Source organism: Bacteroidia bacterium (genome assembly GCA_025056095.1).
In the GTDB taxonomy this organism is placed as follows: domain Bacteria; phylum Bacteroidota; class Bacteroidia; order JANWVE01; family JANWVE01; genus JANWVE01.
Genome location: JANWVW010000068.1, coordinates 1 through 12584 on the forward strand (window position 1 = coordinate 1; position 12584 = coordinate 12584).

The following is a 12584-nucleotide window of genomic DNA, read 5'->3' on the forward strand; positions in this document are numbered from 1 at the left end:
GGTGCCCCTCCTGTTCTATAAGCCCAAATAATATTGTTTCTAAAATTCTCCTCCCCAAACATCTCATCGCAAAGCAATTTCAAGTTTGCTTGTTCATTATCATCAATGCTAATAAAAATCACCCCATCATCGCTAAGTAAATCTCTTGCAAGTAGCAGTCGGGGATACATAAAGGTAAGCCAGCCGTTGTGGCTTTTTTTGGTTTTAAAGGCAAACTCCATGCGGGCAAAGTCGTCTTCGCTTAAGTTTGCCAAACCCAGCACTTCGGCTTCTTCTTTGTCAAATTTATCGGGATACACAAATTCATCACTATCGGTATTGTAGGGTGGGTCTATGTAAATGCACTTTATTTTACCACTGTAATAGTTTTTTAAGATTTTCAAGCAATCGAGGTTATCACCTTTGAGCACTAAGTTTTGCGTAGTATCAATGTTCTTACTCATGGCAGTGTTGAGCTTAAGCTCTTTATCGGTTTTTTGAGCGTACTTTGCCCTTGCCACATTACGCCCTACAAAGTTTAAACCGTAACCATTTACTTTCTCATCAACAGGAAGCCCTAATATAGCTTTTAGCTCTTGCAGGTTAATTTCATTGTCCTTTATAACCGAAGGATAGTTTTCTTTCAAGAACTTTAAAAGCTTATTTTCTTTGCTTTCAGGATCTATTACCTGAAAACCGGCATTTATAAAATCTTGCTTGCTCATAATTTTACTCCTCTCTTATTAATGATGCTAATTGAGTTCTGTTGATTCGTTCTTTAAATGAAATTTTGATATTTTGGTTTTCATAATACTTAGACAATGCTTCAAAATATTTTTTAGCAAAATCAATTTTGGCTTTTTCATCTTCGGGTATTGCCGTATGCGACTGATAGCCCTTGGCTTCAACTACAAGATAAACTTTATTACCATTGGTAGTTTTTATGGCATAGCAGAAGTCGGGATTGTAATCACCTAAAGGCGTTTTGATGTTAAGGCGAGGTAGTTTGCCAAAAATTTCAATGCTTTCTATATCAGGGTCTTGTTCCACAATTTCCAGTTCAAAATCGCTGTCGTATTCAATTACCTCTTCAAATACCCACTTGGTTTTTAACGAAAAGTCGCCCGAAATTTCCTTTTGGAATTTTCCAGTGCTTCCTGTTTCGAGATAGATTTTACTATTTTTAGTCCTAAAAATATTAGGTAATACTTCTCCATTGATGCCATCATACTTAATGTTTGCTTTAAGCATAGCAATTAAGTTTTTCTTAATGATTTCAGAAATTTCTTTTTGTGCTTGTTGGGGGTTATTGCAAAGCATATTTTTCTTAAAATTATCGCTTAAAGCATTAAACACTTTTACCACAAACGAAAGTGGCGTTTTGGTATTGTTAGACAAAGCACGAACTAATTCAAGATAGTCCACTTTGCTTTTGTAGGTAACCGTGTCGGTGAGTGTTACGGTAATAGCCCCTTGTTTGTCAATTCTATTTACATTAAGCTCTGCACGTTTGGTTTGTAACAGTATTTGTTCAATATTGAGGGTTTCAATTTCTGCTTTGATGTTTTGTATCAGTTGGTTTTCTTGTTCTGGGCTTAAACTTTCTAAAACATAAAAAGCATTTTTGTTGATAGTGTTCCAAAGTTTTTGAAACTCTTGTAAGTGTGTTGGTTTGATAAAAACTTTCTTTTTTTCTTTCCTTTTCTCGGCTTTCTGAACGTACAGATTAGCATCGGTTGCAAACAGGCTTTCAATAGCTTTAATTTGCTCTTCGGGTAGATTTAGTGTTCTGAGTATGGTTGCAAAATTAGGAGATCTTTCAAAAACATCAACACCATCAACGGTAGCTTTGAAAATAATCATTCCGCTATCTTCCATTGTTCTATAAATATTACGTACTGTTTGGTCATCAAAGCCTCCTTTCTCTTTAAGCAATTTTTTAAGATCTTGTTCTGTAAATGTTTTTGTTATTAGGAACGAATTGCTTAAAATTTCATTCTGTATAGCTTCTACAAAGCCCTGCTCTTTGCTAGATACTACTACATCCAGGTTATTAATTTTCCAAAATTTTTCTTGATCATTATTTAGGTTTTTAAGTGTTTTGCGTTGTAAATTTTGATCTACACAAATACGCAAACCTCTTCCAATTTGCTGTAGTTTGGATATATCACTGCCTTGGTTTGACAATTTGCAAATGGTAAATACATTCGGGTTGTCCCAGCCTTCCTGCAAAGCCCAGATAGAGAAAATAAAACGAGTTGGACTTTCAAACGAGAGAAGTTTCTTTTTGTCTTTGAGAATTTCATCAACACCTGCTTTAATTTTTTCATCTATATTTCCTTTATCACCCGAAAAATAACCTTTATGGACTTGTAAGTTGCCTTCGCTGTCAAAATCGTTTTGCAAATATTGATAGTAAGCGCTTGTTTTATCCAGTCTGTTAATTACTTCATCTCTTTTAGCCTTGTATTCTTCTTCAAAAATATTTTTAATCTTTGGATTTTCTCCACGGTATAAAGAAATATCATTGGGCATAAAAAATAGCGAAAGGGCTTTAATACCTTGTTCAAAAAGTTTTTGTTCTTTTTCAAAGTGAATTTTAATTGTTTCTTTAATCATTGCCCGTAGAGATTCATCCGATAGCGAATAATCCACTCTCTCTATCGTATCATCCGACAAAACAATACAATCTTTGTTGATTTTCTTAATACTTTTACCGTTAAAAACTGAACCAACGCCTAACTCACGTCTGATAATAATTCCATTCGTTAGTGTATTTACAATGGCTTTTTTATTTTCTATCCCAATCAGAGTGTCGGTGTTTTCAACCACATCTTGGGTATAAACCACAATTTTTTTCACTAAGCTTTTTCTAAAAGATGAAATGCTATCTAATACATACGCAACATTGGATAATTTTATGCTATCTTTTTTATTGGGAAACGTTGCACCAAAACGCAGGTAATAATTGTCAAATCCTTCAAAATACTGCTTAAAAGCGTCCCCATCAAAACGATGGGGTTCATCCATAATCACAATAGGATTCAGGCGCTTTAAGCATTCCAGATAGCTTTTGGGGGGATTTTCATTTTTTTCAAACAGATTGGGAGCATACATTTCTTTTTCCAGCGGACGGTTTAATATATTCTCTTTGTGTCTAAAAGAACTCGGTGTCATCACCAAAACCGATAAGTGGGAAGCATTGATAAATTGATTTATAGCAGAAACGTTTCCTCCTTCATACACAAAAGTTTCTATCTCTTTTTCTTTCTCATTGGCGTATAAGCTTTTGAAGTAATCTTTAGTGTCTTCTAAATGCGTTTTCGTCCCTTCACGAATAGCTACGGATGGGACAAGAATGATAAATTTTTTATACCCAAAATTTTTACAAAGTTCAAAAATGGTTTTAATAAACGTGAACGTTTTCCCTGTTCCCGTTTCCATCATAATATCAATGTTTTTAGTATCGTGAATCGGAAAGTTGTAATGATGCTTTTTATGGTGCTCTTCCAGTACTTTACAAAAATCTGTCCCTTGACGTAGTTGTTCAAAAATACTGATAATATTACTGACACACTCTTCTTGGTAAGATTGAATTTCGTATTGAAACTGTTTTGTTTCTGTTTTTATCACCATTTGTTGTTTGTTACTTAAATTTTCCTATCGCAAAGATAAAATTTAATGCTTGTATCTAAAAAAATTTTTTCATTACTTTTTGCTCTAACTCTAATTTAATAAAATTTATATCTTGTTTTGTTAATCATCTTTGTTTAAGGCTCATTTTTAGGTACTTACAAAGTTAAAAATTTGAATGGGTGAGTTTAGGGCGGTTGCTGTGTTGTTGCGTGAGGCATGCGGAGGGTGGGCGTTAGCCCAGTGCGTAGCGAAGCGAAGCACCGAAGCGAAAGCGTAGCCCGTAGCACGCCGACCTTGCCCACACCAGCGCAGCAAAGTGTGGGCAAGGACACGCCCAAAAAAATTATCTATTCTGTTCTACTACCCAATTTTTCTTGAAACTCTCAATCTCCGCATTTGTAAAGCCGTATATGGTTTTGAGTTTATCAATAACTTGCTGCAATTTAGGCACTTGATTGACTGCATCAGTAACAAAAGTATACACAGTAGGAGTAGCATTATGAGGTGCATTCAATAAGGTCAAAACCTCATCAATCTGAGCATCCGTGATTTTTTTGTGTTCTTGGGGAATAGTCCTGTATCCATGCATAAAGCCAATTGCTTCCCCAATAGCATGCAAAGCTGCGGCTTTTTGAGCATTAGTTGGACTGGTTGCGCTCAGTGTAGAAGTTGCGCTGTGACAGTAGTTAATAATTGTAGCTGCATTTACTCTTTCCCAAAGGGATTTTATTTTGGCAATAGCATCATTTTTATCACTATCGAATTGACTGCCTTGCTTGATAGCTGCCTGCAAACGAATAAATTGATTTTTAAGCTGAATATACAAGCTATTATTGTCATTTATATCGCTGCGGCGAGCTGCATAGTTTGCCATGAACATATCTCTATTTTCCACAGGTACGTTAGTAGAACCTGAATTTGCAAAAGCAGGTTTAGCACCGTAAAGTACAAGAACTTGATCTACAGTAGCTAAGTTAGGATTATTACCAAGCAACTGTACCGCATAATGGTATAAGGCTGCCCCAAATAATCCTTTTTCAATTAACTGTTCAATTTCAAGTCCGTTTTCATCAAAAAGGTAGCCTCCGTACACACCTCCTTGATCTACAAAACTACCTGGTGTATAGCCTGAACCTGATGCCTGCGCAAGGTCATTGAACCATCCCGTAGGAGCATCCAAGCGGTTCTTGTAATAAGGAGTGGTAATTGAAGCTAATGAAACTGTTCCTGCATTGAAGAGATTATCCAAAGCAGATTTTGCAACAGTTTTTGTGCTATCTCTTCCTTCTTTAGCCTTGTTGACTAATGCTACTAACTGGTCTGCAATTGCTTTTGTGGCGGCACTGTTTGTAGCAAAGTTTGTCCCATCATAGTTTGAGGGAACTTGCAAGGTGGGCTTGTCCTCGTCTTTGTCTTTTTTTCTACATGCACTTAGCCCAATTACTACCATAATGGTTAGCACAAACAGGAAGTTGTGCTTTTGAATGATGACTCGCATATTGGTTTTGGTTTTGGTGCAAACATATAAAATAATTTTTATTTAGACAAAATCTAAATAATAAAAACTTGCTTTCGGGTGGTATCAGCAAGGCAACTACTTTAAAATAAGCTGATTTTGAACAAGTTCAAGGTTCAAAAAGAGATTGAGAGTAATTTGCTAACTAAGAGTAAGTTAGTAATCTCCAAGTGTTTCTGGTAGCTGCATAAGCGCTTGAGCTAGTTGAGCGTCATTTGGGGCTACACCATGCCATTTATGCGTTCCTTCCATAAAATCTACGCCCTTTCCCATAATAGTGTGTGCCAAAATAATAGTGGGAATCCCTTTACCGCATAAGCTTTTGGCTTTTCTAAAAGTATCCAAAATTTGAGGTATATCATGCCCATTCATTTGTAATACTTGCCATCCAAAGGATTCAAATTTAGCTTTTATATCTCTATTGTTCATTACTTCTTCTGTGCGCCCGTCAATTTGTTGTCCATTAACATCTATAATCCCTATAAGGTTGTCTACTTTGTGATGCGCTGCAAAAGCTGCAGCTTCCCAAATTTGTCCTTCTTGAATTTCGCCATCGCCAAGCATAACATAAACAAAAGTGGGGTCATTGTCTAACTTTTTACCTAGTGCATGTCCAATAGCTACCGAGAAACCTTGTCCTAATGAACCTGTGGCTACACGAATGCCTTCTAATCCTTCTTTGGTAGCAGGATGCCCTTGCAAACGGCTGTTAATTTTTCTAAACGTAGCTAACTCTGAAATAGGAAAATATCCTGTACGAGCTAACACGCTGTACAACACAGGCGAAATATGCCCATTTGAAAGATAAAACACATCCTCAAATTTTCCTTCCATTACAAAAGGCTTGGGCTGATGGCGCATAATGTTAAAAAATAAGCACACTAAAATGTCTGTACAACCTAATGAGCCCCCAGGATGTCCCGATGCAGCACCATGTACCATTCTCACAATATCTCTACGTACTTGAAATGTAATTTTTTCTAACTCCTTTACATCCTCAATAGGAGAAAAATAGTTCATGCAACAAAACTACTAAAAAACTTGTAGCTTGAATTTTAGAAAAGTCTTTGTACTTCACTTTTTTCCGTCAGATGAGTAGTGGTATTTTTTAGCCAAAGAATACCTGGCTGTTTACCTACCTCAAGACTACCAAACTTGTCTTCAATATACAGCGCTTCTGCTCCGTTTAAGGTTGCCCAAACGATGAGTCTATTCAAGTCTAAATGAGGAAAATATTGCTGCAACGTTTGCAACTCTGCTAAAATACTTAATTGGTCATTACTTGCCAAACTGTCTGTACCTACACATACTTTAACTTTATACTTGACAAACATGTCTACATCAGGTAAGCGGTTTTCAATATATAAATTAGCATTTGGACAAAGCACAAAATAAGGTTTTTCAAAATGCTCCAGTATAGCGTTTAGTTCGTTTTCATTGAGATATGTATTATGTACAAATAATATGTGAATCATGCTTTTGGGATAAGCAGAGTCAAACGGAAAATGTACAATCCATTCTTGAACAGGATTGTTAGTTTTAGGTTCAAAAAAAGATAAGTCACCAAACCATTCTAACAGTCTTTGATACATTTTGCCTTCTCTTTTTTCAAAGAGTTCTCGCTCTGTATCACTTTCTAACAGATGATAAGATAAAATATGCCGCTCTCCACAAGCATAGTCCAAAATATCTTTGAGTAAGGGCAAACTTACAGAATAAGGTGCATGCGGCGTTAAGCTTTTATGTTCGGATTTTAATTCATGAAATAGTGTCAAAGCTTGAAGGAAACGTTCTTGGGCTTTATCGGGGTGCAATCCAAAACTTTCAACAAATGTGTGAATGTGAAGTGTAGTCAACTTTTCTTTTATTCTAAATGTGTGCTTAGTGTTGCTGATATCGCCTACGGCTACAATACCTTGCTTAGCCATTTCAACGATAGCCTTAGCAATCTCCTGCTCCGAAGGTGCATATTTTTGTAAAGGAATAAGAGCATCAAGAAACGCATTCAATCCAAGATTCTTACGAATTTTACCTTTAAGGTGAGAAAGTTCCAAATGACAATGTGCATTGACAAATCCAGGGCATAGCGATCCTGGGTAAAAAGTAGGCTGTATATTTCTTTCACTGCATTCTTGTGGACTTAAAATAGCCCTTATTACTCCTTTTTCATCAACCTGAATAGCATAGTTTTTAAGTACTTCTCCATTTCCTACGTAAATATAATCCGCGCTAATGGTTTGCATACAGCAAAAATACAAGTTTTTAAGTGCTATGGGCTATTTTCTTAATTTTGCACACATGAAAGAATTTTTTGGTTTTTTTCAGCAAACCTATTGGGGAAATACAGTAGGTAACTACATCTTAATCGGAATTATTTTGTCTGTTTCCATTTTTTTACGTAAAAAAATTGCCACATTCATCAAAAAACTTTTTGAAACTTATCTTGTCAAAAAAGGCTATGAAATAGATGATGAAAAAGTAGATAGCATCACTCGCAGACCTATCTATTACTTTATTTTCTTTTTAGGTTTATGGCTATGCTATCATTTTTATCAGGTACCTAAGGAGTGGCAAGCCGGCGGTGAATGGCTTACAAATGCCAAAGGGGAAAAAATATACAAACCCTACATTGGATTTTTTGAAATATTAGGATACGTAATTAAAACTTTATTTGTTATCAGCATTGCTCGGATGCTCTCCGCTATAGCTAACGCGATTGCTTTTATAATTAGTATGCACGTAAAAAAAACCCAATCTCGTACTGATGACCAAATTGTACCCTTATTATACCAAGTTACCAAAGTACTTATTTATACCTTTACGATAATTTTTTTACTGGGAAATGTATTTCACTTGAACGTAAGTAATATTCTAACAGGAGTAGGAATAGGTGGTATTGCTATTGCTTTGGGCGCACAAGAAACCATAGGAAACTTTATTAGCTCTCTGGTTATTGTATTTGACAAGCCTTTTCAAGTAGGAGATTTTATTAAATATGGGGCAAACGAAGGTTTTGTAGAACAAATTGGATTTAGAAGCACTAAAATTAGAGGATTAGATAGAACACTTTACGTAGTACCTAACAGAGCTTTAACGGGCGTAGAAGTTGTCAATTTTTCAAAAAGGACACATAGAAGGGGCTTTTATACGCTGCGCCTTCAATATGATACAACCCCCGCACAAATAAAAGCTATTAAAACCCAAGTATTAGAAATGCTAAAGCAAGATGAACGCTTAGACCCTGAAATGTATGTCCATTTGCATGATTTTGGTCAGTTTGGTTTTGAAATGCAAATTATTTACTACTTAACCAACATTGATTATCTTCATGGTACAACTACTCATGAAGATATTCTACTCAAAATAACTGATATTGTACTTAAAAATGGGGCAAAATTTGCCGTTGCTCGAATGTAACTATGAATTCTCAAAACTTATTCAAAGACGCTCTGTTATGGTACAATGGCAACTGGATTTCTGCACAGCAGCCTTTATTTTCTGCTTTTGCCCGTAATGCTAACTACGCCGATGGTATTTTTGAAACCTTACGCGTACAAAAAAATACCATTCTATTTTGGGATTTGCACTTTGAACGATTAAAAAAAGGTATTCAAACGCTGCAACTTATTCCACAGCCTATTCTCAATGACAAAAACGCACTACAACAAACTATTTTGGAACTAATACAACGAAATAATATCCAGCAGCCCGCAAAGGTAAAGATACTTGTGTTTAGAGCAGAAACAAATTTTGCTCTTCAAGCTCATTCAAGTGAGGTTTGTATTCTTTGCACAGAGCTGCTGCCTGACAGCTACCTTTTACAGCCTAAAAGTGCAGTTGTATATGACAAAATTTCTCTCTATTACTCTGTGCTAAGTACTATCAAAACACTACAACGCTTGCCCTACGTGCTTGCATCGATATATGCGCAGCAAAATAAAGTATCAGATGCTATCTTAATAAATGCAGAGCAAGAAATGGTTGAAACTACTCATAGTAATTTATTTTACATTGTAGACAATCAAATTTTCACTCCTTCAATTAAAGCAGGTTGTTTAGAAGGCGTATTGCGCAAAGTACTCATACGGCACTTTAATGTCAAAGAGCGTGCTTTTAAGGTAAGTGAACTTGACCAAATTCAAGCCTTATTTACTACTAACGTAATACGAGGCATCACACCTATATCGTTTTGTAAAGGTATAGACAAACACTTTGACGTATCCCACAAGATAATCAGACAAATACATACCTTTTTGAATTCTATTGCTTAGAATGAATTTAGTAGATTGACTATGTGTTTCTATACTTTTGATTCAATTCATCCACTGCCCAGTTTAGATGATCATTGCTTTCATCGGATAACACTACTTGAAATTTTCCGCAAAAGTTGTTTCTGTCTTCGTAAGTTCCTAGAATGATATTTTTACCTTTGTATAATTTAACCGAGAAACCTATACCCTTAATAGCTCTTTGCCCGCTGTAATCTAAACTCCAGCAGGTCTTAATCCATTTATTTTCTCTCCAAACCTTTTGTACAAACTCTTTAAATCCTGTGGGATAATGATGTGTACTTGCAAAAGTAGGTTCTTTTCTTTGAGTATCATCAAGAGATTTAAGAGTAAAATTTTTTTGAAAACGAAGCCTGAATGAAGTCAAGTAAATTTGTCCTATGGGATTGAGTTCAAAAAGAGTTTCATTATCTACTTCAACCTCATTCAAAAATACTCTTAATTTTTCATCAAAGTTTTTGAGTTCAGTCGCAGTGTAGACTTTTCCGCGTTCAAAATCAGTCAGTATATCTGAATTTTGTCCAAGTATGTCATAATCCAAAGAAATAGGTAGTGGGGGAAAGTCAATAATTTCAGAAAATCGCTCATGCTTATAGTAAACAGGAAGGTTAAGGGCTTGTCCTATTAACACTGCAATGGCAATTTGAGCTTTATAGCCCCCTGTGGCATCTATAGCAACATTTTCATGACTATAACGATACACGTAATCACCAATTTCCTTGACTAAATTTCTCAATCCTTTCATTTTGAAAATTTTAGGTTGCTGATCTTGAAGTTGCTCCACTGCCTTGAATTCTACATGTTTTAACCTTAAATCCTCTCTACTTTCAAGGTATTTTTTGAGTACAATTCCCGTGTTTTTGCCTAATTCTGTATCAGAAACAAGCAAAATGATATTTTTTAACTCAATCCACTTTTTCTTTTTAATTTCTTCTATGGTATTGATTTCTGCGCCGCAAATACGCTCACTGGGTTCTACTTTCAGCAGCTCTTTGGCTAATCCATCCCAATTTTGCTTATCAAATTCACTTTTGATAGACTGCCAATTTTCAGGAAGATCTAAATTGCCTTCTGAAAGCTTTTTTAAGTTACCTTCAAAAAGGCTTGTTCCCACAGTACAAATCAAAGTGTTTCTCATTTACTTATACTTGTTACCTAACTTTTATTTCTACTCTGCGAGATTTAGCTTTATTTTCTCTTCCTTCTTCTATGATTAATTCTTTTTCGCCCATAGGGGAAATGTCAATGTTCTTCAAGTTTGGATGCTTTTTTATGATAGTCTGCAAAGTGTGTTCTATTCGCTTCAAAGAAAGCTTTTTATTGTACTCCTCACTGCCATCGCTATCTGCATAGCCATATACAGCAATTTCTTTAATTACTTCGGGTAAATTATCTAATTTCTTTCTTTCCCTTGCTGATAAAATGTACTGATTGTATCCAAAATACACTACAATTTGTTGCTTGTAAGGCAGCTCTTTTTCTGCCGAGTCTATGCGCCGAGTAACCAATTCTTTTTTTATTGTTTCTGTAATAATTCTTTTTTCTGTACGTATGGGTTTAAAGTTTTTGTACAAATAAATACCTCCACTGACAAGACCTGCTGCAAGCAGAAAATAAGCTATTCGACTGTAGTCCCTTCCTACGATAATTTCTTCATATTCTTCTTCGCTCATGTAGTTTGGGTATTTCACTCAAAGTTAAACTTTTGTTCAGAGATACTGGCTAAAAGCATTTGGTAAGTGTCCAAAGTTTTGTTGATTTTATTTAGCTCTTCCATGTCTGTATAAATAACATTATCCAACTTATTGACTTCGCCTTCTAATTTTCGTACTTGGGCTAATAGCTCACTTATTTTTTGGGTAAGTTCATTTTTGTATTGGTTAATTTGTTCTCTTCGTTGATTTATCTTATCGTTGACAACCTTTTTAATATGCAGCACATCTCCAACCATAGTACTAATGTTGCTGCCCGAAGCTTCTAATACCAAACTTAAATCATCTTTGATAAGTGGAAGAGTTTCTGACGTAATCTCTTGTATACCTCTGCGTTGCATAATTGTCCTAACGGCATTTTTGAGCAACGCGTTCATGGCGGGTGCTTGCAAAGTAATTTCCTCAATAATTTTTTGTATGTCTGCGGGCTGGTAGTCTAGGCTGGATAATTCTGTCTGCATATTTGTATCAGTGGGCAAAGTTATAGATTTTTCATTATCAAAAGAGATAAATTTTTCGGTAGATACTTCTTGATTTTCTGCAATCAATTCATTTTCAACTTTTTGTGTTTCATTTACTTGCTCTTGGGTATAAAAATTGGCTGTACTTTCGGAAGTACTAATTAGAGTAGATGCACTGTTTTCGGAATTGACCGCTTCTACTTCTTCGGAGATTGTGCTGTAGGTGTAATCTGTTAAGTTATCCTTGTCCTCTTGGTAGTTCTCTAATGGTAATGTGTTTTCAGCAGTAGTATCCTCAAACGCAGTCTGATTTAGTAAAGTATCATTGGCAAGAGATTGTGAGGTAATGTTTTCAATAACAGCATCTAGATCTTCTGTGGATGATGATTGTTTAGTTTCTAGGTCTTCAATTGTTGCTTCAAAAGCTTCGTAAGGTAAAGCAGTTGGTTCTGTTTCTACGGATGTAGTTTGTTGAGATGAGGTAGGGGTTTCGCTTTCTTTTTGGGGAGTATATTCTTCTACTTCCATGACAGGGATATCAGTAGTATGCGATTCAGTTGGAGTATTGATTTTACTCTCTATTACCTCATGTTCTATTTCTTGAATTTCTTGTACGCCTATTTTAGGTTTCTTTTTTGGAGGGTCATTTTGGGGGTTGGGAGGTTGTGTAGTTTGCTGCTTAGGAACTTTTTGTTTGATTGGAGGTGCAATAAAGTCTATGATTTTTTTTCCCAAGCCCATAAAGCAACAAGTTAATTTACAAGTACAAATTTAGTCAAGTTTATCAATTTGCCAAAAATAAATTTGCATAAAGTTATGTTAGGTCTAAAAAATTTTTTTCATTTTGGGCGTGTCCCTTGCTGACGCAAGGGTCGGGGCATTCCGCACTACGCTTTCGCTTCGGTGCTTCGCTAACGCTTCGCACTGCCTAACGGCATGCTCCATGCCCCTCACGCAAATAACCTGTGCAATCATGTCTTTACCTTGTTTA

General features: G+C 35.7%; 11 protein-coding genes. 3 read left to right on the plus strand and 8 right to left on the minus strand.

Annotated features, from left to right (window positions below; translation table 11 throughout):
* Both NZ519_06830 and NZ519_06835 read right to left on the minus strand, forming a co-directional pair.
* On the minus strand, nucleotides 1–626 hold a 626-nt coding region (locus NZ519_06830), incomplete at its 3' end, for a site-specific DNA-methyltransferase (protein ID MCS7028467.1).
* Nucleotides 627–708: 82 nt separating this feature from the next.
* On the minus strand, nucleotides 709–3615 hold the full coding sequence (locus NZ519_06835) for a DEAD/DEAH box helicase family protein (protein MCS7028468.1): 2907 nt from the start codon (nucleotides 3613–3615) through the stop codon (nucleotides 709–711).
* A gap of 216 nt (nucleotides 3616–3831) precedes the next feature.
* On the opposite strand from NZ519_06835, the gene NZ519_06840 reads away from it, so the two are divergent.
* Nucleotides 3832–3993, plus strand: a complete 162-nt coding sequence (locus tag NZ519_06840; GenBank protein MCS7028469.1) for a hypothetical protein — start codon at nucleotides 3832–3834, stop codon at nucleotides 3991–3993.
* Here NZ519_06840 and NZ519_06845 read toward each other — a convergent pair.
* The 3 genes from NZ519_06845 to NZ519_06855 all read right to left on the minus strand — a co-directional run bounded on the left by NZ519_06845 (nucleotide 3959) and on the right by NZ519_06855 (nucleotide 7374).
* Nucleotides 3959–5113, minus strand: a complete 1155-nt coding sequence (locus tag NZ519_06845) for a DUF4856 domain-containing protein (protein ID MCS7028470.1) — start codon at nucleotides 5111–5113, stop codon at nucleotides 3959–3961. The two genes, NZ519_06840 and NZ519_06845, sit on opposite strands and share 35 nt — an antisense overlap.
* 174 nt (nucleotides 5114–5287) lie before the next feature.
* The gene (locus NZ519_06850; GenBank protein ID MCS7028471.1) at nucleotides 5288–6151 is read right to left on the minus strand and encodes a transketolase; all 864 of its coding nucleotides are present in this window, start codon (nucleotides 6149–6151) and stop codon (nucleotides 5288–5290) included.
* Between the two features lie 35 nt (nucleotides 6152–6186).
* Nucleotides 6187–7374 carry an amidohydrolase family protein gene (locus NZ519_06855; GenBank protein ID MCS7028472.1) on the minus strand — a complete coding sequence of 396 codons (1188 nt, stop codon included), beginning with the start codon at nucleotides 7372–7374 and terminating at the stop codon, nucleotides 6187–6189.
* A 55-nt stretch (nucleotides 7375–7429) separates the two neighbouring features.
* Between NZ519_06855 and NZ519_06860 the strand changes: the two genes are divergently transcribed.
* The gene (locus NZ519_06860) at nucleotides 7430–8548 is read left to right on the plus strand and encodes a mechanosensitive ion channel family protein (protein MCS7028473.1); all 1119 of its coding nucleotides are present in this window, start codon (nucleotides 7430–7432) and stop codon (nucleotides 8546–8548) included.
* Between the two features lie 2 nt (nucleotides 8549–8550).
* Entirely contained in the window at nucleotides 8551–9402 is an 852-nt protein-coding gene (locus tag NZ519_06865) for an aminotransferase class IV (protein MCS7028474.1), read from the plus strand.
* A 19-nt stretch (nucleotides 9403–9421) separates the two neighbouring features.
* On the opposite strand, the gene NZ519_06870 is transcribed toward NZ519_06865, so the two are convergent.
* From NZ519_06870 to NZ519_06880, 3 genes are read right to left on the minus strand one after another with little or no spacing between them, the layout of a single operon-like run.
* A complete protein-coding gene (locus tag NZ519_06870) occupies nucleotides 9422–10534 on the minus strand; it encodes a putative CRISPR-associated protein (GenBank protein MCS7028475.1) in 1113 nt (370 codons plus the stop codon).
* Nucleotides 10535–10571: 37 nt separating this feature from the next.
* Entirely contained in the window at nucleotides 10572–11111 is a 540-nt protein-coding gene (locus tag NZ519_06875) for an OmpA family protein (protein MCS7028476.1), read from the minus strand.
* The gene (locus NZ519_06880; GenBank protein ID MCS7028477.1) at nucleotides 11108–12334 is read right to left on the minus strand and encodes a hypothetical protein; all 1227 of its coding nucleotides are present in this window, start codon (nucleotides 12332–12334) and stop codon (nucleotides 11108–11110) included. Before NZ519_06880 ends, NZ519_06875 begins: the two co-directional genes overlap by 4 nt.
* Nucleotides 12335–12584 lie beyond the last annotated feature (250 nt).

Bases quoted from the DNA above. Each gene is read 5' to 3' on its own strand.
- NZ519_06835 (MCS7028468.1), bottom strand. From the start codon at position 3,615: ATGGTGATAAAAACAGAAACAAAACAGTTTCAATACGAAATTCAATCT.
- NZ519_06840 (MCS7028469.1), top strand. From the start codon at position 3,832: ATGCGGAGGGTGGGCGTTAGCCCAGTGCGTAGCGAAGCGAAGCACCGA.
- NZ519_06845 (MCS7028470.1), bottom strand. From the start codon at position 5,113: ATGCGAGTCATCATTCAAAAGCACAACTTCCTGTTTGTGCTAACCATT.
- NZ519_06850 (MCS7028471.1), bottom strand. From the start codon at position 6,151: ATGAACTATTTTTCTCCTATTGAGGATGTAAAGGAGTTAGAAAAAATT.
- NZ519_06855 (MCS7028472.1), bottom strand. From the start codon at position 7,374: ATGCAAACCATTAGCGCGGATTATATTTACGTAGGAAATGGAGAAGTA.
- NZ519_06860 (MCS7028473.1), top strand. From the start codon at position 7,430: ATGAAAGAATTTTTTGGTTTTTTTCAGCAAACCTATTGGGGAAATACA.
- NZ519_06865 (MCS7028474.1), top strand. From the start codon at position 8,551: ATGAATTCTCAAAACTTATTCAAAGACGCTCTGTTATGGTACAATGGC.
- NZ519_06880 (MCS7028477.1), bottom strand. From the start codon at position 12,334: ATGGGCTTGGGAAAAAAAATCATAGACTTTATTGCACCTCCAATCAAA.